At 68.0% G+C, this 24687-nt stretch carries 17 protein-coding genes; 7 read left to right on the plus strand and 10 right to left on the minus strand.

Annotation, left to right across the window (positions count from 1 at the left end; translation table 11 throughout):
- The first annotated feature begins 16 nt into the window (after window positions 1–16).
- Both AU187_RS15955 and AU187_RS15960 read left to right on the plus strand, forming a co-directional pair.
- Entirely contained in the window at window positions 17–1213 is a 1197-nt protein-coding gene (locus AU187_RS15955) for an NAD(P)-dependent malic enzyme (RefSeq protein WP_172800271.1), read from the plus strand.
- A 7-nt stretch (window positions 1214–1220) separates the two neighbouring features.
- Complete coding sequence (locus AU187_RS15960) at window positions 1221–2060, plus strand: glycine betaine ABC transporter substrate-binding protein (RefSeq protein WP_059097848.1); 840 nt, start codon at window positions 1221–1223, stop codon at window positions 2058–2060.
- Between the two features lie 33 nt (window positions 2061–2093).
- On the opposite strand, the gene AU187_RS15965 is transcribed toward AU187_RS15960, so the two are convergent.
- From AU187_RS15965 to AU187_RS15975, 3 genes are all read right to left on the minus strand, one after another.
- The gene (locus tag AU187_RS15965) at window positions 2094–2924 is read right to left on the minus strand and encodes an SDR family NAD(P)-dependent oxidoreductase (RefSeq protein WP_059097847.1); all 831 of its coding nucleotides are present in this window, start codon (window positions 2922–2924) and stop codon (window positions 2094–2096) included.
- A 273-nt stretch (window positions 2925–3197) separates the two neighbouring features.
- Entirely contained in the window at window positions 3198–6968 is a 3771-nt protein-coding gene (locus AU187_RS15970) for a multifunctional oxoglutarate decarboxylase/oxoglutarate dehydrogenase thiamine pyrophosphate-binding subunit/dihydrolipoyllysine-residue succinyltransferase subunit (protein WP_231740244.1), read from the minus strand.
- 200 nt (window positions 6969–7168) lie between these two features.
- Window positions 7169–7921: a hypothetical protein gene (locus tag AU187_RS15975; protein WP_059098383.1), complete on the minus strand. Its 753-nt coding sequence runs from the start codon at window positions 7919–7921 to the stop codon at window positions 7169–7171.
- A gap of 141 nt (window positions 7922–8062) precedes the next feature.
- Between AU187_RS15975 and AU187_RS15980 the strand changes: the two genes are divergently transcribed.
- Window positions 8063–9355 carry a multidrug effflux MFS transporter gene (locus AU187_RS15980; protein ID WP_059097845.1) on the plus strand — a complete coding sequence of 431 codons (1293 nt, stop codon included), beginning with the start codon at window positions 8063–8065 and terminating at the stop codon, window positions 9353–9355.
- 87 nt (window positions 9356–9442) lie between these two features.
- Window positions 9443–11344: an MFS transporter gene (locus AU187_RS15985; protein WP_059097844.1), complete on the plus strand. Its 1902-nt coding sequence runs from the start codon at window positions 9443–9445 to the stop codon at window positions 11342–11344.
- Here AU187_RS15985 and AU187_RS15990 read toward each other — a convergent pair.
- From AU187_RS15990 to AU187_RS16005, 4 genes are all read right to left on the minus strand, one after another.
- Window positions 11341–12693, minus strand: coding sequence for an FAD-binding oxidoreductase (locus AU187_RS15990; RefSeq protein ID WP_059097843.1), 1353 nt, complete (start codon window positions 12691–12693; stop codon window positions 11341–11343). The genes AU187_RS15985 and AU187_RS15990 overlap by 4 nt on opposite strands.
- A complete protein-coding gene (locus AU187_RS15995) occupies window positions 12690–16118 on the minus strand; it encodes a TM0106 family RecB-like putative nuclease (RefSeq protein ID WP_059097842.1) in 3429 nt (1142 codons plus the stop codon). Before AU187_RS15995 ends, AU187_RS15990 begins: the two co-directional genes overlap by 4 nt.
- Window positions 16119–16185: 67 nt before the next feature.
- Window positions 16186–16977, minus strand: coding sequence for a mechanosensitive ion channel family protein (locus AU187_RS16000; protein WP_082691829.1), 792 nt, complete (start codon window positions 16975–16977; stop codon window positions 16186–16188).
- 102 nt (window positions 16978–17079) lie between these two features.
- Window positions 17080–17643: an LppP/LprE family lipoprotein gene (locus tag AU187_RS16005; RefSeq protein ID WP_059097841.1), complete on the minus strand. Its 564-nt coding sequence runs from the start codon at window positions 17641–17643 to the stop codon at window positions 17080–17082.
- 91 nt (window positions 17644–17734) lie between these two features.
- On the opposite strand from AU187_RS16005, the gene AU187_RS16010 reads away from it, so the two are divergent.
- The 3 genes from AU187_RS16010 (at window position 17735) to AU187_RS16020 (ending at window position 21325) form a co-directional block, all read left to right on the plus strand.
- Complete coding sequence (locus tag AU187_RS16010; protein WP_059166914.1) at window positions 17735–19408, plus strand: DEAD/DEAH box helicase; 1674 nt, start codon at window positions 17735–17737, stop codon at window positions 19406–19408.
- A complete protein-coding gene (locus AU187_RS16015; RefSeq protein ID WP_059097839.1) occupies window positions 19405–20547 on the plus strand; it encodes an acyltransferase family protein in 1143 nt (380 codons plus the stop codon). The genes AU187_RS16010 and AU187_RS16015 overlap by 4 nt, the downstream gene beginning before the upstream one ends.
- 61 nt (window positions 20548–20608) lie before the next feature.
- Complete coding sequence (locus AU187_RS16020) at window positions 20609–21325, plus strand: siderophore-interacting protein (RefSeq protein WP_059097838.1); 717 nt, start codon at window positions 20609–20611, stop codon at window positions 21323–21325.
- Here AU187_RS16020 and AU187_RS16025 read toward each other — a convergent pair.
- The 3 genes from AU187_RS16025 to AU187_RS16035 all read right to left on the minus strand — a co-directional run bounded on the left by AU187_RS16025 (window position 21297) and on the right by AU187_RS16035 (window position 24646).
- Entirely contained in the window at window positions 21297–21917 is a 621-nt protein-coding gene (locus tag AU187_RS16025) for a TetR/AcrR family transcriptional regulator (protein WP_059097837.1), read from the minus strand. The two genes, AU187_RS16020 and AU187_RS16025, sit on opposite strands and share 29 nt — an antisense overlap.
- Window positions 21917–23158 carry a cytochrome P450 gene (locus tag AU187_RS16030; protein ID WP_059097836.1) on the minus strand — a complete coding sequence of 414 codons (1242 nt, stop codon included), beginning with the start codon at window positions 23156–23158 and terminating at the stop codon, window positions 21917–21919. Before AU187_RS16030 ends, AU187_RS16025 begins: the two co-directional genes overlap by 1 nt.
- Before the next feature lie 123 nt (window positions 23159–23281).
- Window positions 23282–24646 carry an FAD-binding oxidoreductase gene (locus AU187_RS16035; RefSeq protein WP_059097835.1) on the minus strand — a complete coding sequence of 455 codons (1365 nt, stop codon included), beginning with the start codon at window positions 24644–24646 and terminating at the stop codon, window positions 23282–23284.
- Between the last annotated feature and the right edge of the window lie 41 nt (window positions 24647–24687).

The raw sequence follows: 24687 nt of genomic DNA on the forward strand, positions 1-24687 counted from the left end.
CGTTACCCTGAGCGCCGTGTCGCAAGCGGTGAGAGACCTACCAGTGACCGGATCCCACATCGTCGTCAGTGACGAAGAGATCTTCGCGGCCCACGTCGGCGGCAAGCTGTCGGTGGCGCTCAACGCGCCCCTCGACACCGAGCGGGCGCTGTCCCTCGCTTACACGCCGGGCGTGGCTCAGGTGAGCCGAGCCATCGCCGCCGACCACACCCTGGCGGCCCGCTATACCTGGGCCAACCGGATGGTGGCCGTCGTCAGCGACGGCAGCGCGGTCCTCGGTCTCGGCGACATCGGGCCGGCGGCGTCGCTGCCCGTGATGGAGGGCAAGAGCGCGCTGTTCAAGGCGTTCGCCGACCTCGACTCGATCCCCATCGTGCTCGACACCAAGGATCCCGACGAGATCGTCGAAACCCTGGTGCGGCTGCGCCCGACGTTCGGGGCAGTGAACCTCGAGGACATCTCGGCGCCGCGGTGCTTCGAGATCGAGCGGCGCCTGGTCGAGGCGCTCGACTGCCCGGTCATGCATGACGACCAGCACGGCACCGCGATCGTCGTGCTGGCCGCGCTGCTGGGGGCGGCCAGGGTCGTCGACCGCGACATGGCCTCGCTGCGGGTGGTGGTCTCGGGCGCCGGTGCGGCCGGCGTCGCGTGCGCGAACATCCTGATGGCCGCCGGGGTCGGCGACGTCACGCTGCTGGATTCGCAGGGCATCCTGCACAAGGGCCGCGAGAACCTCAACTCCTACAAGGCCGAGATCGCCGAGCGGACCAACCCGAGGGGGTTGACCGGCGGCATCGCCGAGGCCGTCGCCGGCGCCGACGTGTTCCTCGGGCTGTCGGCCGGTGTCGTGCCCGCCGATCTGATCGCCTCGATGGCGCCGGATTCGATCGTGTTCGCGCTGTCGAACCCCGACCCAGAGATTCATCCCGACGAGGCGAGCAGGTACGCGGCCGTCGTCGCGACCGGTCGCAGCGACTTCCCGAACCAGATCAACAACGTCCTCGCCTTCCCGGGGGTGTTCCGCGGCGCGCTGGACGCCGGTGCGCGCCGCATCACCGAGCAGATGAAAGTTGCTGCCGCCCAAGCGATCTTCTCCGTGGTCGGCGACGACCTGGCGGCCGACCGAATCGTGCCCAGCGTGTTGGACCCCCGGGTCTCGCCCGCAGTGGCGCGCGCGGTCGCCGGTGCGTCCGACCACGCGTCCGGCGGCTAGGTCGCACGTGGGCCGGCGGCTGGCGCTGGCGCTCGCCGCGCTGATCGTGGCGGGCAGCGCCGCTTGCGGCGGGCCCGAACAGCCGCCGTCGATCGCGGTCGGCACCACGCCCGATCCCGAGTCGACGCTGATCGCACATCTGTACGCCGCGGCCTTGCGGTCCTACGGCCACCCCGCCCACGTCGAGACCGGGAAACACCCGCTGATCGAACTGGACTCCGGCAATGTGCGGGTCGTGCCCGGGCTCACCGGACGATTGCTGGACAGGTTCAATCCGGAGGCCACCGCACGGGCGGCGGTGCAGGTGTACCGCGAGATGGTGTCCGCGTTGCCCGAAGGCGTTGCAGCGGGCGACTATACGACATCGGCGGAGGACAAACCCGCGCTCGCGGTCACCGAGGCGACGGCCGAGGCGTTGGGTGGACGCGACGTCACCGCCGCCGTGCGCCACTGCGAGGAGCTGTCCGTCGTCGCAGTCGCCGATGCGCCGCGGCCCACAGCGATCGGGACATGTGAGCCGAAGGTGACCGAATATCCGGACAGCGCAGCGGCGTTCGCGGCGGTCCGGTCCGGCCGATTTCGCGCGGCATGGACGACGACGGCCGCGCCCGGCATTCCGCCCGAACTGCTGACGCTCTCCGACAAGACCTCGCTGATCCGCGCCGAGAACCTGGTGCCGCTGTACCGCCGCAACGAGCTCAACGAGTCTCAGGTGCTGGCGCTCAACGAGGTGGCCGGCGTGCTGGACACCGCGGCGCTGGCCGACATGCGCGCAGCGGTGGCCGACGGAGCGGACCCGGGTCAGGTGGCCGACGCGTTCCTCGCCGAACACCCCCTGGGCGACTAGGGTCGTCGGCCCTCCGAACCGAGGTGCACGCCGTCAGTGCGCGTTCGGCACCAACCTCGGCAACACCGTGGAGAACAACCGTTGGTATCCCGATCCGGTCATACGCACGATGAAGTCGAGCACCTTGGCGTCCGGACCGACCAGCACGCGCGCCTTGTCCTTACGCACAGCGTCGAGGATGATGTTCGCCGCGCGCTCGGGCGTGGTGATGGTGAGCCGCTTGTCGAAGGTCCGAGTCAGGCTTTCCTTGTCGAAACCCTCGACGGCCGTGGCGTTTCGCATGATGGCGGTCTTGATGCCGCCGGGATGCACGGTCGTCACCTTCACCGGGTGGCCGGCCGCCGCCATCTCCTGACGCAGCGCCTCCGTGAAGCCGCGCACCGCGAACTTCGCCGAGTTGTAAGCCGCCTGGCCGGGAACGGAGAAAATACCGAACAGGCTGGACACATTGACGACGTGGCCGTCGCCCGACGCGATCAGGTGCGGCAGGAAGGCCTTGGTGCCGTTGACCACGCCCCAGAAGTCGACGTCCATCACCCGTTCGAAGTCCTTGTACGGCGTCACCTCGACGTCGCCGACGTAGGCGATGCCCGCGTTGTTGTAGACCTGGTTGATCGTCCCGAAGTGCTCGGCGACCGAGTCGGCGTACAGCTCGAAGGCCTCCCGCTCGGTGACGTCGAGTCGGTCCGCCTTCACCGGCGCGCCGATGGCTTTGATGCGCGCCTCGGTTTCCGCCAGGCCTTCGGTGTTGACGTCGCTGATCGCCACCTTCGCGCCAGAGCGCGCCAGTTCGAGCGCCAACGCCTGCCCGATGCCTGATCCGGCGCCGGTCACCACGGCGACCTTCCCCGCGAAGCCCTGCATATCCACTCCTCGTGTCAGTTGCTCGTGACGAGGTTAGCCGGTACCGCCGGTTCGCGCTTTAGCGCACCCTCGACCTACGCACGTCACACAAGCCACACCGGGCAACGTTTTACTGACGCCGTGCCGCACTTTGTCTGGAAAACGTGCGTCGGTGTGACATCTGAGACCGCTGGGCACGGCCGGGCCCCAACCGGCCGTGTTCGTGACCGCCGGGACCGGCCGTGCCGTGTGTGACCCCGCGACCCCGCCAGCGGGGCCAATCCGGCCCCCGCGCTAGGCGAAGGCCTCGTCGAGGATCTCCTGCTGCTCGACGGCGTGCACCTTCGACGAGCCCGACGACGGCGCCGACATCGCCCGCCGCGAGATGCGCGTGATGCCGGACAGCTTCTCCGGCAGCACTTCGGGCAGGGTCAGTCCGAACGTCGGCCATGCGCCCTGGTTCGCCGGTTCCTCCTGGACCCAGAAGTACTGCTCGATGTTGGGATAGCGGTCCAATGTCTCGGCCAGCCGGCGCCGCGGCAGCGGTGCGAGTTGCTCGATGCGCACGATCGCCACGTCGTCGCGCTTCTCCTTGTTCTTGCGGGCGACCAGCTCGTAGTAGAGCTTGCCGCTGGTCAACAGCATGCGCTTGGCCTTGCTGCGATCACCGTCGCCGTCGGTGTAGGTCGGCTCCTCGATCACCGAGCGGAACTTCATCTCGGTGAACTCGCGGATGTCGCTGACGGCGGCCTTGTTGCGAAGCATCGACTTCGGCGTGAACACGATGAGCGGCCGGTGGATGCCGTCGAGCGCGTGACGGCGCAACAGGTGAAAGTAGTTGGCCGGCGTCGATGGCACTGCGATCGTCATCGACCCCTCCGCCCACAACAGCAGGAACCGCTCGATGCGGCCCGACGTGTGGTCCGGACCCTGCCCTTCGTGACCGTGCGGCAGCAGCAGCACGACGTCGGACAGCTGGCCCCACTTGGCCTCACCGGAGCTGATGAACTCGTCGATGATCGACTGTGCGCCGTTGATGAAGTCGCCGAACTGCGCCTCCCACAACACCAGGGCCTCGGGATTGCCGACGGAATACCCGTATTCGAAGCCGACGGCGGCGAACTCCGACAGCGGCGAGTCGTACACCATGAACTTGCCACCGGTGGGCGTGCCGTCTTCGTTCGTGGTCAGCAGCTGCAGCGGGGTGAACTCCTGGCCCGTCTTGCGGTCGATGATCACCGAGTGGCGCTGCGAGAATGTGCCGCGGCGCGTGTCCTGGCCGGTGAGTCGAACGGTCTTGCCCTCGGCGATCAGCGAGCCGAGCGCCAGCAGCTCGGCGAACGCCCAGTCCACCTTGCCCTCGTAGGCCATCTCGCGGCGCTTCTCGAGACCCGGCTTGACGCGCGGGTGCACGCTGAAGCCTTCGGGAAACGCCAGATGCGCATCTCCGATGCGGGCCAGCAACGACTTGTCCACCGCGGTGTTCGTGCCCGCCGGCACCATCTGGTCGGCTTCGACGGACGCGCTGGGGGCGATCTCGTGTTTCTCGAGTTCGCGGACCTCGTTGAAGACCCGTTCCAGCTGGCCCTGATAGTCACGCAGGGCGTCCTCGGCCTCTTTCATCGAGATGTCGCCGCGACCGATCAGCGCTTCGGTGTAGCTCTTGCGCACGCCGCGTTTGACGTCGATCGCGTCGTACATGGCCGGCTGCGTCATCGACGGGTCGTCGCCTTCGTTGTGCCCGCGGCGGCGGTAGCACAGCAAGTCGATGACGACGTCCTTCTTGAACTTCTGCCGGAAGTCGACCGCGAGCCGGCCCACCCAGTCCGCGGCTTCGGGATCGTCGCCGTTGACGTGGAAGATCGGCGCGCCGATCATCTTGGCGACGTCGGTGCAGTACTCCGACGACTTGGCGTCGAAAGGCGATGTGGTGAAACCGATCTGGTTGTTGACGATGATGTGGATCGTCCCGCCGGTGCGGTAGCCCCGCAGCAGCGCCAGGTTCAGCGTCTCGGCGACCACGCCCTGCCCGGCGAACGCCGCGTCGCCGTGCAGCATGAGCGGCACGACACTGAAAGCTTCGGCGGTCTCGCTGTCGTGGTCGTCCTTGGCGATGATGTCCTGCTTGGCGCGCACCAGACCCTCCAGGACCGGGTCGACGGCCTCGAGGTGCGACGGATTGGCCACCAGCGACACGTCAATCTCGTTGTCGCCGAACATCTGAATGAACTTGCCGGATGCGCCGAGGTGGTACTTCACGTCGCCGGAGCCGTGCGCCTGCGACGGGTTCAGATTGCCTTCGAACTCGCTGAAGATCTGCGAGTACGGCTTGCCGACGATGTTGGCCAGCACGTTGAGCCGGCCGCGGTGCGGCATGGCGATCACGACCTCGTCGAGTGCGTGCTCGGCGCACTGGTCGATCACCGCATCCATGGTCGGGATGACGGTCTCGGCGCCTTCCAACGAGAAGCGTTTCTGGCCTACGTATTTCGTTTGCAGGAACGTTTCGAATGCTTCGGCCGCGTTGAGCTTGCTCAGGATGTACTTCTGCTCGGCAACCGTCGGCTTCTCGTGCTTCTTCTCGATTCGGTCCTGCAGCCACTGCTGCTGTTCGGGCTCGAGGATGTGGGTGTACTCGACGCCGATGTGGCGACAGTAGGAGTCCCGCAGCAGGCCGAGCACATCGCGCAGCTTCTTCTGCTCGGCGCCGGCGAAGCCGCCGACCTTGAACTCCCGATCCAGGTCCCACAACGTCAGGCCGTGGGTCTGCACGTCGAGGTCGGGGTGGCTGCGGAACCGGTTCTTGTCCAGTCGCAGCGGGTCGATGTCGGCCATCAGGTGACCGCGGTTGCGGTACGCGGCGATCAGCTCGATGACGCGGGCGTTCTTGTCCTCGATGGAGTCCGGGTTGTCGGTCCGCCACCGCACCGGCTCGTAGGGGATGCCGAGCTCGCGGAAGGTCTCGTCGAAGAAGTCGTCGTCGAGCAACAGCTGGTGCACGGTGCGCAGGAAGTCGCCCGACTCGGCGCCCTGGATGATGCGGTGGTCGTAGGTCGACGTCAGCGTGACCAGCTTGCCGACACCCAGATCGGCGATGCGCTCCTCGCTCGCGCCCTGGAACTCGGCCGGATACTCCATCGCGCCGACGCCGATGATCGCGCCCTGGCCGCGCATCAGCCGCGGCACCGAATGCACGGTGCCGATGGTGCCGGGGTTGGTCAGCGAAATCGTCACGCCGCCAAAGTCTTGCGCGGTGAGCTTGCCGTCGCGCGCACGGCGCACGATGTCCTCGTACGCCGCGATGAACTGGCCGAACGACATGGCTTCGGCGCCCTTGATGCCGGCCACCACCAACTGGCGGTTACCGTCCTTGCCCTGCAGGTCGATCGCGAGCCCGAGGTTCACGTGCTCGGGGGTGACCGCGGTCGGCTTGCCGTCGGTCTCGGCGAAGTGGCGGTTCATGTTCGGGAACTTCTTGACCGCCTGTACGACCGCGTAGCCGATCAGGTGCGTGAACGAGATCTTCCCGCCCCGAGTCCGTTTCAGGTGATTGTTGATGACGATCCGGTTGTCGATCATCAGCTTGGCGGGTATCGCGCGGACACTGGTCGCCGTCGGCACCTCCAACGAGGCCGACATGTTCTTCACGACCGCCGCGGCCGCACCCCGCAGCACCTGAGTCTCTTGGCCGTCGGCGGGCTGCTTGGCCGCAGACTCCTTGGCCGCAGGCTCCTTGGCCTTCGTCGGGGCGCTCTCCGGCGCCTTGGATTCCTTGGCCGGCGCCTTGGTTTCGGAGGCCTTCTTGTCCTTCGCCGGTGCCTTGGATTCCGGGGCGGGTGCCTTCGATTCCTTGACGGATTCCTTGGCTTCCTTGGCGCCGTCGCTGTCGGTCTCCTTCGGCGCCGGAGCGGGCGCCGGCTCCGGCGGGCTCTCCGGCGCGGCCGCACGCTGACCGTTCGCGCCACCGGTCTGGCTCTCGGACGTCGGCTCGGGAGAGTAGTCGACCAGAAATTCATGCCAACTGGGATCGACCGACGAGGGATCCTCGCGGAACTTGCGGTACATCTCCTCGACCAACCACTCGTTCTGTCCGAATGGTGAAGGTGAGCTCACGGTAGCTACTCGCCTCGATTCCTTCGCTTCGCGCGAGCGCGCCTCACACGCTCGCCAGGTTCTCTACGGTTACCCCGCAATACGCCGCCTAAAGGCTAGCGCTGAAGCAACGGCCAGGCCATGACAACGGCCTTATGGTCGTCGTCACGCCGCTAGCTTCGCGGTGCGGGCAGCACATGCAGGGCCGCCGGCCACCGCGGTGGCGGATTGCCGAACGCCTTGCGCGCGTTGGCCACGATGCGTTTGCCCATCATGCGATTCCCCACGCCCCCGACGACGGCCCCGATGCCGACGGGCAGCATCTTGCCGAACGCGATCGCCCCGCGCTTGAGGGTGTAGCGCTTGACGAAGTACTTCAGCAGGCGCGAATTCAGTTGCGACACCGCGGGCAGCGGCAGCGTCGCCGCACCGTCGGCCAGCCACGCGCCCCTGGTGCGGCCCGGGCCGATCAGGTCCGCGATCGCATGCTTGCTGTCCTCGCCGACCAGCACCGCCAGCACCAGGGCGCGGCGACGTTCCCGATGCTCGGCAGGAATTCCGTGCACCTCCGCGACGGCCAGCACGTAGACCGCCGTCGCTTCGAGGAACACCACCGTCTCGCCGGCAACCGCCGACATCGCGGCCAGCGTCCCGATGCCCGGGAACGCCGCGGCCGACCCGACGGCCGCGCCGCTCGCCATCACCGCGGCGAGGTAGTGCTTCTCGAGCTTGCCGACGATGTCGGCCGGCGACGCGTCGGGACTCTGCTTGCGGAGGCGGTCCACGTAGGCCTTGACCGCGGGTCCCTGCACACGCGCGCCCCGCTCGATGATCTGGGTGAGCACCTTGGCGGCGACGCTCGGGTCCTCGGCGGCGCCATCGTTGACCGCCGGCAACTGGCTCTTGGCCTTCGACCGGGCACTCATGTGGGCCTCCTGTCCGAGCAACTCGCCTCAAGGCTAACGCCTCGGCAACGAACGACGATCGCCGTCGGTGCCCGGTCGTGATCGCGCTCACTGTGTGCCGAACCGGGAAGAAAATATTGAGAAGCGACGCTAACCATTCTCATGGCAACATCACCGGCTGTGGAGCTGACAACCGCCCCGACCTCGACACAGGAGGAAAGGACGCCGAGCCGCATACGGATGATCGTCGTGCTCGGGGTCATGGTTGCGCTCGGTCCACTGACCATCGACATGTACCTGCCTGCGCTGCCGAGGATCGCCGACGAGCTCGGGGTTTCCTCGTCGGTGGCGCAGCTGACGCTCACCGGGACCCTTGCCGGGCTCGCGCTCGGCCAGCTGGTCGTCGGCCCGCTGTCGGACTCGCTGGGCCGGCGTCGCCCGTTGATGGCCGGGATCGTGCTGCACATGGTCGCGTCGCTGCTGTGCTTGTTCGCGCCGAACATCGAACTGCTCGGGGTGGCCCGCGGACTGCAGGGGATGGGCGCCGCCGCGGCCATGGTGGTGGCGATCGCGGTCGTCGGGGATCTGTTCACCGACTCGGCCGCGGCGACGGTGATATCGCGGCTGATGCTGGTGCTCGGCGTCGCACCGGTGGTGGCGCCGTCGCTGGGCGCCGCGGTGTTGCTCAAGGCCTCGTGGCACTGGGTGTTCGCCGCGCTGGTGGTGATCGCGGGCGCGCTGTTGCTGGTGGCCGCGGTCAGCCTGCCCGAGACGCTGCCCGCCTCGCATCGGCGCCCGCTGAAGGTGCGCGGCATCGCCGCGACGTACGTGGAGTTGCTGCGCGACCTCCGATTCGTCGTACTGGTCCTGGTCGCCGCGCTGGGCATGTCGGGGTTGTTCGCCTACATCGCCGCCGCGCCGTTTGTGCTGCAGGGCCGCTACGGCCTGGATCAGCAGGCGTTCGCCCTCGTTTTCGGTGCCGGCGCGATCGCGTTGATCGCTGCGACGCAGTGCAATGTGGTGTTGCTGCGCCGGTTCTCACCGCAGACCATCGTGCTCTGGGCGCTGGTGGTGGCCTCGGTCGCCGGCGTCGTCTTCGTCGGTATGTCGCTTGCTCATCTCGGTGGGCTGGTGGGGTTCGTCGTCCCGGTGTGGGTGATCCTGGCGGCGATGGGTCTGGTCATACCGAACGCGCCCGCCGTGGCGTTGACCCGGCACCCCGACGCCGCGGGCACCGCGGCTGCGCTGCTCGGCGCGGGACAGTTCGGCCTGGGCGCGGCAATCGCGCCGCTGGTCGGCGTACTCGGCAACGACGAGTTCGCGCTGGCGTCGGTGATGACGGTGGGTATGGTGATCGCGTTGCTCGCGCTCATGGCCGTCGGTGTGTCGACGACCGAACGCGCGGACGACTCCGAACACGACGTCATCGATGACGCCGTGCCCGAACCTGCCTGACGCTTCGTTGCGCGTGGGTCCCGACTTGTCGGGGCCTTGCCAGGCTCCGTAGCGTCGGCGGGATCGCCGAGCACTAGTCGAGCCCAGATGTTTTCAACCCTCATTCCCCGGCAGAACGCCTCCCCGAACCCGTGGCATGCGCTCTGGGCGATGATGGTCGGCTTCTTCATGATCCTGGTCGACGCGACGATCGTCTCGGTGGCCAATCCGGCGATCATGGCCCGGTTCGATGCCAGTTACGACGCGGTCCTCTGGGTCACCAGCGCCTACCTGCTCGCCTACGCGGTGCCGTTGCTGGTGGCGGGCCGCCTGGGCGACCGGTTCGGGCCGAAGAACCTCTACCTCCTCGGCCTGACGGTGTTCACCGTGGCTTCCCTGTGGTGCGGGCTGTCCGACACGATCGGGATGCTGATCGCCGCGCGCGTCGTCCAGGGTGTGGGCGCGGCCCTGCTGACGCCGCAGACGCTGTCGACGGTGACACGGATCTTCCCCGCCGAGCGGCGTGGCGTGGCGATGAGCGTGTGGGGTGCGACGGCCGGCGTCGCGACGCTGGTCGGCCCGCTGGCCGGTGGAATCCTGGTCGACGCCCTCGGCTGGCAGTGGATCTTCTTCGTCAATGTTCCTGTCGGCGTGCTCGGCGTCGCGGTGGCGATCCGGTTGGTGCCCGAGCTACCGCGGCACAAGCAGCGGTTCGACCTGCCCGGGGTGGCGTTGTCGGCGGTCGCGCTGTTCCTGATCGTGTTCGCGCTGCAGGAGGGCCAGGCGCACCAGTGGACGCACTGGGTGTGGGGCCTGATGGCGCTCGGCATCGGAGTGATGGCCGCGTTCCTGTACTGGCAGTCGGTCAACCCCAGGGATCCTCTCCTGCCGCTGGTGGTCTTCCGGGACCGCGACTTCTCTCTGTCGAACTTCGGCGTGGCGACCATCGGGTTCGTGGCGACCGGGATGATGGTGCCGGTCATGTTCTACGCCCAGGCGGTGTGCGGACTGTCGCCGACCCGATCGGCGCTACTGACCGCGCCGATGGCGATCGCGACCGGGGTGCTTGCGCCGTACGTCGGCTGGATCGTCGACCGGTGGCATCCGCGGCCCGTGGTCGGCTTCGGCTTCTCGGTGCTCGCGATCGCGATGACGTGGCTGTCGATCGAGATGACCCCCGCCACCCCGATCTGGCGACTGGTGCTGCCGCTGACCGCGACGGGTATCGGCATGGCCTTCATCTGGTCGCCGCTGGCCGCCACCGCGACCCGCAATCTGCCGCCGCAGTTGGCCGGTGCGGGTTCGGGGGTCTACAACACCACCCGACAGGTCGGGGCCGTGCTGGGCAGCGCCGGCATGGCGGCGTTCATGACCTGGCAGGTCGACTCCGAGATGCCGCCGTGGGCCGCCGACTCGACCCAGGGCGAAGCCGGTGCGACGCAACTGCCGTCGTTTCTGCACGGACCGTTCGCCGCGGCGATGTCGCAGGCGTTGCTGCTGCCGGCCTTCGTCGCGTTGTTCGGTGTGGGCGCCGCGCTGTTCCTGCTCGGCTACGCGCGTCGGCCCCTTGACGACGTCGACGCCGCGCCCCTCGCGGTCGAGTACGGCGGTGATGAAGCGTTCGTCGACGACGATGACGACTACCTCGAATACACCGTCGACTGGGGTCATGTCGACCCTTCACCGGCGACGCCCGCCGAGCGGGACCCGCCGACCGAGCCGTTGGGCGTCCGACCCCAACCCGAACCCGAGCCCGAGCGGGCCGGTGACTCGTGGCGCGCGATCCTCGACCAGCTGCTCGCCGACATTCCCCCGGCAACGCCGGCCGAACCCACGGTCGAGCCGATCGGGTTGGCGCACAACGGTTTGCATGTCGACGACGAGAGTCGCCTCAGTGGGCTGGAACGATCCGGGTCTCACCGGATGTCTGACGAGCGCCCGGCCGCCCGGCGGTGGTGGTCCGAGTCCAACGGCAGGCATTCTCGCGACGACGACCCCGAGGACCGCTAGCCGAAGAGCACGGCGGGGTTGAGGTAACCCGACGGGTCGAACGCCGCCTTCACCGTCCGCATCGCCGCGATATCGGCGTCGGTGCGCGACATTCCGACGTACTCCCGCTTGCGGGTGCCGACGCCGTGCTCGGAGCTGACATTGCCGCCGAGACGCGCGATGAGGTCCATCATCGCCGAGTACAAGGCATGCTCGGCCTCGCCGTCGATCGTGCATCGCACCAGGTTCAGATGCAGGTTGCCCTCGCCGATGTGCCCGAACAGCACCGGAATCGCCTCCGGGGCATGGGTGGTGACGAGCTCGTCGGCTTTGGCCGCGAACGATGCGATGGCCGAAAGCGGCAGCGACACATCGAATTTCAACGGCGGACCGTATGCGCCGAGCACCTCGGCGACCGCCTCGCGTACCTGCCACAGCCGCTGCTGCGCGGCCACGTCCACACCGACGGCGGGCTCGGCGGTCAGCTCCGCGTCGGAGATCGCCTCGGCCAGCCGCTCGGTCTGGTCCCCGTCGCCGGCCAGCTCGACCAGGAGCTGCCAGGCGCCGTCGACGGCCGCGGGGACCCCTGCGTGTTCGGCGGTCAGTGCGCTGGCGCGCGCGTCGATCAGTTCCAGCGCGGCGATGCCGTCCAGGTCGCGGAACCTACGGCCGGCGGCGACCAGCGAGTCGAGGTCGGCGAATCCGCAGATCGCGGTCACCCGGTGTCGCGGTGTGGGGTGCAGCTTGAGGTCGAGCGCGGTAATGACGCCCAGCGTGCCCTCGGCGCCGACGAACAGCGACGCCAGGTCGTAGCCGGTGTTGTCCATCCGCACCAGGCTGTGTCTGTGCAGCACCGTGCCGTCGGGCAGCGCGACGTCCACACCGATGACCTGCTCGCCCATGTTGCCGTAGCGCACAGTGCGCAGCCCGCCAGCGTTCGTCGATGCCATACCGCCGACCGTTGCGGTGTCGCGCGCGGCCAGGTCGACACCGAACACCAGGCCGGCGGACACGGCCGTGCGCTGCACCTCGGCCAGAGTCACGCCCGCGCCCACTGATATTCGGCGCTCGGCGACGTCGACCTCGCCGAGGTCGCGCAGGCGTTCGGTGGACAGCAGCACGTCGTCGTGCTCGGGCACGGTCCCGGCCACCAGCGAGGTGCGCCCGCCCTGCACCGTGACATAAGCGCCCGCGTCCCGGCAGGCCAGCAGCACGGCGGCGACCTCGTCGGCCGACCCGGGCCGCACCAGCGCGCCGGCCCTGCCGCGGTAGCGGCCCGTGTGGTCGACGCTGCGCCCGGACAGCACGTCGGGATCGGTGCTGACGTAGGCGTCTCCCACGATCCCGGCCAGCTGGGCGGTCAGACTCATCCCGTCGGTGTATCACACGGCGAGAGCGACAGGAACGCCCCCAGATCGACAAGGCCTGCGGGGGTCGACGGCAGGTACTCGGTCAGCCGCGGCGAGCGCACGATCACCGTGCGGTACATGGCGCGGCTGATAGCCACGTTGAGCCGGTTTCGGTTGAGCAGGAACGGCATTCCGCGCGGGACGTCCTCGAGCGCCGAGGCCGTCATCGACACGAACACGACGGCCGCCTCGCGCCCCTGCAGCTTGTCGACCGTACCGACCAGAACGTCGCGGAGTCCCGCATCCTCCAGCGCGGAGCGCACCTGCAGCACCTGAGCGTTGTAGGGCGCGACGACGAGCACGTCGGTCGGTTCCAGATCCCGCGAGCCGTGCTCGTCGGTCCAGCGTGCGTCGATCATCCGGCCGATCTCGTCGGCGATCACCTCGGCCTCTTCCGGACTCGACGTCGAGCGGCCCTCGTGGGCGACGCTGCGGGTGTGCACGCCGGCCTCGAACCCGGCCAGCGTCCGCTTGTCCGTCTTCGGATGGGGCAACAGCCGGTTGTCGTAGGACAGCGCCGAATCCACCCGGCAGAGCGCCGAATGCATGCGATGGGTTTGCTCGAGGAAGTAGCCGTATTCGGCGGGCAGCACGTCGTGGCTTTCCATCAGCCAGCCGAGCGCGGAGTGGTCGACGGGCTCGGGGTGGCTGCCGGTGGACACCTGGCCCAGCTGCTGCGGATCACCGAGCAGCATGAGGTTGCGCGCCGACCGCGCGACGGCGATGGTGTAGCCGAGCGAGAACTGGCCCGCCTCGTCGACGGCCAGCAGGTCGAGGCGCTCCGCGGCGACCCGGGCGTCGTTCGCGAAATCCCATGCGGTGCCGCCGATCACGCATGCGTCGTGCTCGTCGAGGAAGGTGGCGTGCCCGTCGTCGCCGATCACGGTGAACCGGTCGGTGGGTGCGGCGTCGTAGCTCGATTTCTTGGCGACATGACCCGGGTCGACCCCGGCCTCGACGATCTTGTTGAGCAGGTGCGCGACGACCGAATGCGATTGCGCGACAACACCGACCGATAAGCCGTGGTCGTTGACGAGTGATTTGACGACCCGCGCCGCGGTGTACGTCTTGCCGGTACCGGGCGGCCCGTGCACGGCGACATAGGACCTGTCGAGATCCAGCACGGCCGCGGTGATGGACGCGACGTCGTCGCCCTGTCGGGGCAGGCCCGCACCGGACCGCGTGGTCGGCGCGGAGCGGCGGAGGATGTCGACGACGGCACAGCGCGGCAGCTCTCCTTCGGAGACGGTGCGTGCGGCGTCGGTGGCCAACGCCTCGATGGCCTCCTCGAGTTTCGCGGTGCGGAACGGTTTCGCCGGCGTGAGCGCCATCGGCAGCTGCGTGAACTGACCGGCTTCGGATTCCAGTTCGTCGACGACAACCTCGACCGGAACGCCCTCGACCTCGCGACATTCGAACACCGTCACGTCGTGGGCGGCGCGGCGATCGGGGTGCTCGTCGTCGAAACCCGCGGGGGCGGGCCGGTCGTAGAGCGCCTGGGGCCGATGGTCCAGCGTCCCGCCCTGCAGCACCCCGGTCAGGCGAAGACGTCTGCGGTGCTTCTGTTTGCGTGGCGGCTTGTGCCAGTCCTGCTCGACGACGGCGTCGTCGACGAGGAACACCCCTGACGTGTCGCCCCACTCGTCGACGGGGTGGTTGAGCCGCTGGAAGTGTGCCCACCAGTACGGCTTACGCTCGCGGGGAAGATAGCCGCGCGCCGCCTGGATCAGAGCGGCGGCGGTCTGTTCGGGCGTGCGGTCGATGCTGACGCCGTCACCGGCGAATTCCATCAGCGCCTGAGCCGTCTGGTCGAGCGGCGGCACCGGCTCGCCCTTCTCGACCGGTCGGGTCAGGTGGGTGACGCCGCATTCGAATGCCCTGAGCAACAGCCAGTCTCGGAGTCGGCGTGTCGAACGGCAGTCGTACTCGTTGTAGTCCCTGATCTCCTTGAGGACTCCGGCGGCCTCCTCGGCGCGCCCCTCGTCGAGCAGGGAGCGGTACCGCTCGTACTGCGTGATCGAGGCGGCCGCGTTGGTGACCTCGCCGGTACGCAACTCCGAGCCCATGTACAGCGGCTCGAGCGCCTTGAGCGAGTACGACGGAGCGCCGACGCGCAGCGCGCTACGCACGATGGGGAACAGGTCGACGAGGACGTCCGCGCGCAGCAGGTCGTCGACCTCGTCCTCGCATACGCCGTAGCGGGCCGCAAGCTCCAGCAGCTTGGTGCGCTCATACGCCGCGTAGTGGTAGATGTGCATACCCGGAAAACGCTTGCGGCGCTTGCGGACCAGCTTCAGGAAATCGGTGAAGGTCTTGCGTTCGGAGCGGCGGTCCTCGGCCCATAACGGCGTGAAGTTGTCGGCCGTGTCGAGAACACCCCACATGTACTCCAGACCCCAGGTGACGCCGTCGTCGGTCCACAACGGGTCACCCTCGAAATCGAAGAACAGATCGCCCGGGTTCTTGGCGGGTAGCGCGCCGAGCGCATCGGGGTCCGCGATCTCGAACTGGGGCACACCGGTCTCACGCTCGGCGACCTGCAGGCGCGCCTGGGTACGCAGCCCCGCGAGCGTGCTGGCCGCCATCCCGTCGACCGGCCCCGAGGACGTCGCCAGGCCGGCGACCGTGTCGATGCCTTCGGCGAACAGCGTTTCGCGTTGCGTCATCCGCATGCCCGCGACCAGGAGCACGTCGTCGTCTGCGACGACGTTGGGCACGCAGCAGTCGCACCGCATGCACGCGCTGACCGTCGGATCCCGCCAGTCGACCGGTGCGCCCGACGCCAGGTGAGCATCCAACAGTTCGCGCAGCCGGTCGCGTTGCTGCCGGTACACCGGGATCAGGTCGTCGACCGGGTAGTCGACGGTGGTGCGGTCACCCAGGATCAGCCCCGCGGTGCCCGCAATGGGAACGCCCATGGCGCGCAGCGCATCGGCGTAGCCGGCAACCTGCAGCAGCGCCTGGATCTTCGCCCGCCGCGCCAGCTTGGTGTCCAGCACCCGGTACCGGTCGCCGTCGGATACGACGAAGTCCGCGAAGCCGACGAACCGATCGTCGAACAGCGCCGCCTGGTACACGACGGGCGGGCGGCGCTCGAACGCCTCGGCGGTGGCGCGGGCGGCGGCCTGGAAGGCTGCCAGTGTGTAGGCGGGCCTGCCGATGCGCACCACGCCGTCGCCGTGTCGTGCGACGAACTCGTCGAGGATCCGCTGCTCGTGCGCGTCACCCAACTCGGCGGTCCGGCGGAGCATCTCGTCGTCCTGGACCGCGACGGCGGGGCCGCGGCCCAGCTTCGCATCGAACGCGCACAGCAGGGCGTACTCGCAGCGCGCCGCCGCCGCGAGATCGGATGCGCTGTAGACGACTTCGCCGGCCTCCACGAACACGGTGCCACTGTATGTGACCCCGCCGACATGTCACGGCCGCCGGGAAAGTTTCCCGGCGCAGCCCTTCTCAGCCCAGCGGCCGATCCGGGGGATAGGACTGCTGCGGATAGGGCTGCTGTGGATATGGCGCCGCCGGAGGCGCGGCGTGTTGGCCCGTCGGCTGGTACTGGGGCAGGTCGCCGGTGTCGGCCAACCTCCGCTCGCGCATGTTGCGCCCTTCGCGTTCGGCGCGGGACAGGTAATCCTCCCAACGCTGCTGCATCGGCTTGATCAGGCCGCCACCGACACCTACGACGAGGATGCCGCCGATCGTGCCGAGGACCGCGATCAGCACCGGCAGCGTGACCGTCAGGGCGATGCCCACTTGGTTGAGCGCGGCGATGATGCCCAGACCGAGGATCGTCACGCTGGCGATGGTGGCCAGCATCCGTCCATAGGAGAACCCGCTCAGTGCGTTGGACACGATGTCCCGCACGGCCGCGGCGATCGCGGCCGCCACCACGACGATGATCAGCGCGACGAACAGCTTCGGCAGGAATGCGATCACCCCTGTGAGCAGTGCGCTCACCGGGTTGGGCCCGAAAACCCCGAACGCCAACTGCAGCACGAACAACAGCAGCGCGTAGTAGACGATCTTGCTGACGATGGTCGAGGCGTCGTACTTGCTGTTCTCCAGTGCCTTGCGGATTCCGCCGCGCTCGACTGCCCGGTCGAAGCCGACGCGTTCGAGCACTTTGTCGACCGCCTTGGCGACCAGTTTGGCCACGATCCACCCGATCACCAGGATCAGGATGAACACCAGGACCTTGGGGGCCAACACGGCGACGGTCCGCCACATGTCCCGTAAAGCGTCTTCCATGGTTCCCCTCCTCTTCGAGGAAGCGGCGTCGTGAACACGCACGCCTATTGACGTCGCCGTCATACCCGGGGTGGGACCAAGTAAACGAAGCCGGCCTAGCGTTCAGCCGGCGGTGTTTCCGATCAGCTCGACACCGTTGCCGTTCCAGCGGAACCGGACGACACTGTCGAGGCCCGGCACGCCGTTGGAGTAACGCAGCGCGACGGTGTCGCCGGTGGTGACCGACTTGTCGATGCCGTTGAACCCGTAGGTGTCCGGCACGCCGGTCGGAATGAACTTGCCCAGGTGAAACATCACCGCGCGGGTGTTGGGGTTTTCGGCGTTGGTGTTGGCCTTCACGATGACGACCGAAAGCTGTGCGCACTCGTTGTAGTTGCCCGCCAGCGGCTCGGGGTTCCAGCCCTGGTTGCTGCGCGGGTCGCGGGGCAACTCCTTGACGGCCTCGGCGATCTCCGGCGCGGCGAGGTTGACCGCACACGGATCGGCGGCCGCCGCGGCGCTGGGCGGTCCGATCGTCGGAGCCGGCGGCGGCGCTACCGACGTTGCCGGAGAAGCGGCGGGCGCCGCCGACGGTGTCTTGGAGACGGTGGAGTCGCTTGCCCCGCATGCCACCAAGAGCGCCGCCACCACACCGATGAGGCTGCTGAACCGAACCGAGCGAGTCACCTGAGCCACCTTTGCAAATCGTGTCGAGCAGGTCGCGCCGACACACCGCTTGGCAAATCGGGCGTGTCGCGGGCATTAGACTCGGTTACCGATGACGCCCTCCGAGCCGGATGCGACTGGCACCGAGCTGACCTTTGATGACCTGCACATTCACCCATCGGTGCTGCAGGCCGTCGTCGACGTCGGCTACGAGACGCCGTCGGCCATCCAGGCGGCGACCATCCCGGCGATGATGGCCGGCTCCGACGTGGTGGGCCTGGCCCAGACCGGCACCGGCAAGACCGCGGCGTTCGCGATCCCGATTCTGTCGAAGATCGACACCGGCAGTCGAACCACCCAGGCGCTCGTGCTGGCGCCCACGCGCGAGTTGGCGCTGCAGGTCGCCGAGGCGTTCGGTCGCTACGGCGCACACCTGCCCGAGGTCAACGTGTTACCGATCTACGGAGGATCGTCCTACGGTCCGCAGCTGGCGGGGCTCAAGCGCGGTGCCCAGGTGGTCGTCGGGACGCCGGGCCGGGTGATCGATCACCTCGAGAAGGGCCGGCTCGACCTGTCGCGGCTCGACTACCTGGTGCTCGACGAGGCCGACGAGATGCTGCAGATGGGCTTCGCCGAAGACGTCGAGCGCATTTTGTCCGACACCCCCGAGTACAAGCAGGTCGCGTTGTTCTCGGCGACCATGCCGCCCGCGATCCGCAAGATCACCACCAAGTACCTGCACGACCCGGTCGAAGTCACCGTCAAGGCGAAAACCGCCACCGCCGAGAACATTTCGCAGCGTTACATCCAGGTTGCGGGCCACCGCAAAATGGATGCGCTGACGCGGGTGCTCGAGGTCGAAGAGGGCGACGCGATGATCGTGTTCGTCCGCACCAAGCAGGCCACCGAAGAGGTCGCCGAACGGCTCAAGGCCAGAGGCTTCGCCGCGGCGGCGATCAACGGGGACATTCCTCAGGCGCAGCGCGAACGCACCATCGCCGCATTGAAAGACGGCAACATCGACGTCCTGGTCGCCACGGACGTCGCCGCGCGCGGCCTGGACGTCGAGCGCATCTCCCACGTGCTGAACTACGACATCCCCAACGACACCGAGTCCTATGTGCACCGCATCGGGCGCACCGGCCGGGCCGGCCGGTCCGGGGCGGCGCTGCTGTTCGTCACACCGCGGGAACGCCACCTGCTCAAGGCGATCGAGAAGGCCACCCGGTCCAAGCTGATCGAGGCCGAACTGCCGACGGTCGAAGACGTCAACGCGCAGCGGGTGGCCAAGTTCCGGGACTCGATCACCGATGCCCTCAACGCCGCGGGAACCGACGTGTTCCGAAACATCATCGAGGACTACGAACGCGAGCACGACGTGCCGATCGCCGACATCGCCGCGGCGCTCGCCGCGCAGGCGCATGGTGGTGACGAGTTCTTCATGGTCGAGCCGCCGCCGGAGAAGCGGCGCGAGCGCGACGACCGGCCGCGCCGCGACAAGCCCGCCCGCAGATCCCGGGACGGTCTGGTCACCTACCGCATCGCGGTCGGCAAGCGGCACAAGGTCGGGCCGGGTCACATCGTCGGCGCGATCGCCAACGAAGGCGGCCTGCACCGCAGCGACTTCGGGCACATCACCATCCGCCCGGACTTCTCATTGGTCGAGTTGCCTGCCGATCTGCCCCAACGGACGCTCAAAGCCCTTGAGAACACCCGCATCTCGGGGGTGAAGATCAACCTGCAGCCCGACCGGCGGCCGGACAAGGCCCGGCGCAAGCAGAGATGACGCTGTCGCGCGGGTTGGACGCGCAGGGCGGCCTGGAATCCATCGGCAAGGCCGAACGAGTCGCCTCGCTCACCGGGATCCGCGCCGTCGCGGCGTTGTTGGTGATGCTCACGCACGCCGCATACACGACGGGGAAGTATCCGCAGGGCTACGTCGGCCTGGTGTACTCACGGGCCGAGATCGGGGTGCCGATCTTCTTCGTGCTCAGCGGATTTCTGTTGTTCTCGCCGTGGGTGAAGGCCGCGGCCGCCGACGCGCCGCCGCCCTCGGTGCGTCGGTACGCATGGCACCGGGTGCGCCGCATCATGCCCGCCTACGTGGTGACCGTGCTGGTGGCCTATCTCGTCTATCACTTCCGCACCGCGGGCCCGAATCCCGGCCACACCTGGGAGGGGTTGTTCCGCAATCTCACGCTGACCCAGATCTACACCGACCACTACCTGTATTCGTTCCTGCATCAGGGCCTCACTCAGATGTGGAGCCTGGCGGTCGAGGTCGCGTTCTACCTTGTGCTGCCCCTGCTTGCCTGGCTGCTGCTGGTGGTGCTGTGCCGACGACGGTGGCGGCCGGGCCTGCTGATGAGCGGACTGGTCGCGCTCGCATTGCTCACCCCGGCGTGGCTGATCGTGGTGCACACCACCAACTTTCTGCCCGACGGCGCGCGGCTGTGGCTGCCGTCGTATCTGGCCTGGTTTATCGGCGGGATGATGCTGGCGGTGCTGCAGCCACTGGGTGTGCGGGCCTACGCGCTGGCATGTGTCCCGCTGGCGGTCGCGTGCTACTTCATCGTGTCCACACCGATCGCCGGCGAACCCACCACATCGCCCAACGAGTTGCGCGAGGGATTGGCGAAAGCGTTCTTCTACGCGGTGATCGCCACGCTGGCCGTCGCGCCGCTGGCACTGGGCGATCGGGGGATTTACGCCAGGCTGCTCTCCAGCCGGCCGATGGTGTTCCTCGGCGAGATCTCCTACGAGATCTTCCTGATCCACCTGATCACGATGGAGGTGGTGATGGTGGAGATCCTGCACTATCCGATCTACACCGGGTCCATCGTCATGCTGTTCCTCGTCACCTTCGTGGTGACGATCCCGCTGGCCTGGCTGTTGCACCGGTTCACCCGGGTCAAGACCGCCTGACCGTTCGACGAACGCGAAATTAGGGTAGCCTAACGCCGAACAGCGACACGGAGGGCCAGTTATGTCGGACAAGAAGCCAACGCGCGGTTTCCAGGGTGCGGTGCTCAAGCTGCTGCGCGCGGGCGACTACCAGCTGACCGTGACGGGTAAGCGGGAGATCAGCCCGCACTACCTGCGGCTGAGTTTCGACGCGGGCGGCATGCTCGAGGGCTCGCCGTTGCACCCGACGATGTGGATCCGCATGTGGTTCGCCGACGGCGAGAAACTCCATCAGCGCGGCTACACGCTGGTCGACCCCAATCCCGCAGCCGACACCGTCGACATCGAGTTCGCCCTGCACGACGGCATCGCGTCGCACTGGGCGGAGAACGCCCAACCGGGCGACACCATCGAGGTGACGGTGCTGGGCAGCAACTTCACGCTGCCCGAACCACCGCCCGCCGGCTACGTGATCGTCGGCGACACCGCATCGCTGCCCGCGATCAACTCACTGCTGACCGCGATCGGCGACGCCCCGGCCCGGGTGTTCCTCGAGGCCGGCCACGACGACGACAAGCAACTACCGGTCGCCCGCAGCACGGACGTGGTGTGGGTGGACCGCAAGAACGCGGGCGAGGCACTGGTGGAAGCCGTTGCCGCGGCGGCGTTCGAGGCGCACGATCACTTCGGCTGGGTGGCATGCGACAACCGCACCACCCGCGCCGTGGCCAAGATCTTCCGCGAGGAGTACAAGATCTCGAAAAAGTCGATCAAAGCGCAGGCTTACTGGGTGGCATGACGGCCTCCGCGCGCGAGGAGGAAAGCTGACCCGGCAGCACGATCGGTACGACGAACTCCTCGAGCATCGACCGCTCGTCGTCCTCGTCATGGCCCGGGAACAGCATCAGCGAGGTCATCACCCGCACCAACCACCGGGAGCGGTGGGCGACCAACTCGGGGTCGTCGGGGCCCAGCGAGATGACGAACGCCTCGGTCAGCGCCTTGATGACCTCGGACTCCTCGGCCATCTCCGCACCGATCGGGCGCTGTGTCGTCGCGAACCACGATGCGAGAGCGGGACTTTCGCGCACATTACGCAGCGAGGCCAGCATTCCCTCGATCAGGCGTTCGCGCGGATCCGTCAGCGCATTGATCTGCTCGGTCATCTCGCGGTACAGCCGGTAGCTCTCCCGGTGCACATAAGCGGTGTACAGCGCGTCGCGGTTCTCGAAATAGCGGTACAGCGTTGCGCGTGAACACCCTGCCGCCGAGGCGATTTCGTGCATGCCAACGGTAGCGGCCTCTTTATGGGCGAACAGTTCACCGGCCGCGTCGAGGATCCGGTCGGCGGCCACTTCGGTGCGCCGCGCGGCCAGCCAGTCACCGGCCATCAGGTGTTCACCACGAACGGCACGGACAGCGGTCGACGCACGTAACTGCCGCCGGCCCAGACGATTCCGCTCTCGTCGACCTCGAAGTCCGGAATCCGCGTCAGCAGTTCGGTCAGCGCGACGCGGGACTGCATCCTGGCCGCCGCCGCACCGAGGCAGTGATGCGCGCCGTGACTGAACGTCAGGATGTTGCGGGGCTTGCGGGTCACGTCGAGTTCGGCGGCGTCGGCGCCGAACTGGCGCTCGTCGCGGTTCGCCGAACCGTAGAGCAACAGCACCCGCCTGCCCTCGGGGATCGTCGTACCGGCCACCTCCACGTCGCGGGTCACGGTGCGGGCCAGCCCCTGCACCGGCGAGGTCATGCGCAGGAACTCCTCGACGGAACCCGGTATCAGGTCGGGGTTTTCCACCAGCAGCCGACGCTGGTCGGGCCGCTGATGCAACAGCTGCACCGAGCCGCCGAGCATGCCGGTGGTGGTGTCGTTACCGCCGGTGACCATGGTGAATGTGAACGCCAGGATCGACAGCACACCGGCGATGTCACCGTCGGCGCCCACCCCGGCGGCCACCAGGTGCGAAACCGTGTCGTCCTCCGGTTCGACGCGGCGGCGTTCGATCAGCTGTGTGAAGTAGGCCATCATCTCGCCGAGCTTGTCGCCCAACGTCTCCAGCGCACCGCCGATGCCGCCGTCGGCGGTGTTGGCCGCGACGATCGCGTCGGTCCACCCGTCGAACTGGCCGCGGTCCTCCTCCGGAACGCCGAGGTAGTGCGCGACGACCATCGACGGCAGGGGCTTGAACAACTCCGCGACGATGTCGCCGCCGCCGTTGTCCCGGATGTTCTCGATTCGTTCGACGACGTACTCGCGCACCTTGGGTTCGACGGCCTCGACCTGCCTCGGGGTGAAACCGCGCGACACCAGCTTGCGGAACTCGGTGTGCACCGGCGGATCCTGCATGACCATCGGCGGGTTGTCGGCCAGGCCGATGAGCTCCAGTTCGCCGTAGTTCACCGTGAGCCCCTGCGCCGACGAGAACGTCTGGTGGTCGCGCGCGGCGGCCCAGATATCGGCGTGGCGCGACATCACGAAGTAGTCGTGATCCGGCCTGTCCTGCGGCACCACATGGTGGACGGGATCACGGTCCCGCAGCGCCTTGTACATCGGCCACGGGTCAGCCCAGGTGTCGGCGTCTGCGAGCTGGAATCGAACCGGCGTGCCATGAGACAGAGTAGCCGTCATGTCTCATTCGTACGACAGAAGCTGGGACCATGTCAATAGGCAATCTCCCGCGAACAGACGCGAACTGCCTCTTTCTCGCGGCATTTCGGGGCACTTCACGTCTGCTCGCGGCAACTAAGACAACTAATAGGCCGCGCCCGGGTTGAGGATGTTCTCCGGGTCCAACGCCTGCTTGATCCGCCGGTTGAGTTCCATCGCCTCGGGGCCGATCTGCCCGGCCAGCCACGGACGCTTGAGCCGGCCGACGCCGTGTTCGCCGGTGATCGTGCCGCCGAGGCCGACGGCCAGATCCATGATCTCGCCGAACGCCCGGTGCGCGCGTTCGGTCATCGCGGCATCGGCGGGGTCGTAGACGATCAGCGGATGCGTGTTGCCGTCGCCGGCGTGCGCGATCACCGAGATCAGCAGTTCGTGGTTCGCCGCGATCTTCGCCACGCCGCCGACCAGATCGGCCAACGCGGGTAACGGAACTCCGACGTCCTCGAGTAGTAGCGAGCCCTTCAGCTCGACGGCGGGTATGCAGAACCGTCGGGCGGCGACGAAAGCCTCGCCCTCGTCGGGATCCGATGTCGAGAACACCTCCTTGGCGCCGTGCTCGGTGAAGACATCGGCCATGAACCGGGCATCCTCGGCGCCGGACGGGCCACGGTCGTCGGAGGCGGCCACCAGCATCGCGGCGGCGGAGCGATCCAGGCCCATCTTCAGCTTGTCCTCGACGGCGTTGATGGCCGCCGAGTCCATGAATTCCAGCATCGAGGGCCGGATCTTCGCCGTGATCGCGACGACGGCGGTGGCGGCCGACTCCACCGAGTCGAAGCTCGCCACCACCGTGCTCGCCGCCGACTGTGCCGGCAGCAGTTTCAGCGTCGCCTCGGTGACCACGCCGAGCGTGCCCTCGCTGCCGACGAACAACTTGGTCAACGGGAGCCCGGCGACGTCCTTGAGCCGCGGACCGCCGAGTCGCACCGCGGTGCCATCGGCCAGTACCACCTGAAGTCCGAGCACGTAATCGGTTGTGACGCCGTACTTCACACAGCACAGGCCGCCGGCGTTGGTGGCGACGTTGCCGCCGATGCTGCAGATCTCGAACGACGACGGGTCCGGCGGATACCACAGGCCGAACTCGGCCACCGCCTTCTTGACTTCCGCGTTGAGCAGCCCGGGCTGGACGACGGCGGTGCGGGTCACGGGGTCGACGGTGATGTCGCGCATCTTCTCGGTGCTCAGCACGATGGCGCCGTCGAGCGCCGACGCGCCGCCGGACAGGCCGGTGCCCATCCCGCGCGGCACCACCGCGATCTTGTGGGCGGTGGCCCAGCGCAGCACGGCTTGCACGTCCTCGGTGCTGCGGGGCCGCACCACCGCGAGCGGTGTGCCTGCGGTGGGGTCGAAGGCCCGGTCATGCCGGTAGGACCCCAGGATGTCCGGATCGGTGACGACGCCACCCTCAGGCAGCGCGTCGACCAGATCGGCCAGGGTGGGCTCCACACGCCAATCGTACGAGCAGCCTGTGCGGTCGCGGCCCGGCC

Source organism: Mycobacterium sp. IS-1556, from assembly GCF_001499985.1.
GTDB lineage: Bacteria > Actinomycetota > Actinomycetes > Mycobacteriales > Mycobacteriaceae > Mycobacterium.

Bases quoted from the DNA above. Each gene is read 5' to 3' on its own strand.
- AU187_RS15975 (WP_059098383.1), bottom strand. From the start codon at position 7,921: ATGAGTGCCCGGTCGAAGGCCAAGAGCCAGTTGCCGGCGGTCAACGAT.
- AU187_RS15990 (WP_059097843.1), bottom strand. From the start codon at position 12,693: ATGAGTCTGACCGCCCAGCTGGCCGGGATCGTGGGAGACGCCTACGTC.
- AU187_RS16010 (WP_059166914.1), top strand. From the start codon at position 17,735: ATGACGCCCTCCGAGCCGGATGCGACTGGCACCGAGCTGACCTTTGAT.
- AU187_RS16025 (WP_059097837.1), bottom strand. From the start codon at position 21,917: ATGGCCGGTGACTGGCTGGCCGCGCGGCGCACCGAAGTGGCCGCCGAC.
- AU187_RS16015 (WP_059097839.1), top strand. From the start codon at position 19,405: ATGACGCTGTCGCGCGGGTTGGACGCGCAGGGCGGCCTGGAATCCATC.
- AU187_RS16000 (WP_082691829.1), bottom strand. From the start codon at position 16,977: ATGGAAGACGCTTTACGGGACATGTGGCGGACCGTCGCCGTGTTGGCC.
- AU187_RS15985 (WP_059097844.1), top strand. From the start codon at position 9,443: ATGTTTTCAACCCTCATTCCCCGGCAGAACGCCTCCCCGAACCCGTGG.
- AU187_RS15970 (WP_231740244.1), bottom strand. From the start codon at position 6,968: ATGTACCGCAAGTTCCGCGAGGATCCCTCGTCGGTCGATCCCAGTTGG.
- AU187_RS16030 (WP_059097836.1), bottom strand. From the start codon at position 23,158: ATGACGGCTACTCTGTCTCATGGCACGCCGGTTCGATTCCAGCTCGCA.
- AU187_RS15980 (WP_059097845.1), top strand. From the start codon at position 8,063: ATGGCAACATCACCGGCTGTGGAGCTGACAACCGCCCCGACCTCGACA.
- AU187_RS15965 (WP_059097847.1), bottom strand. From the start codon at position 2,924: ATGCAGGGCTTCGCGGGGAAGGTCGCCGTGGTGACCGGCGCCGGATCA.
- AU187_RS16020 (WP_059097838.1), top strand. From the start codon at position 20,609: ATGTCGGACAAGAAGCCAACGCGCGGTTTCCAGGGTGCGGTGCTCAAG.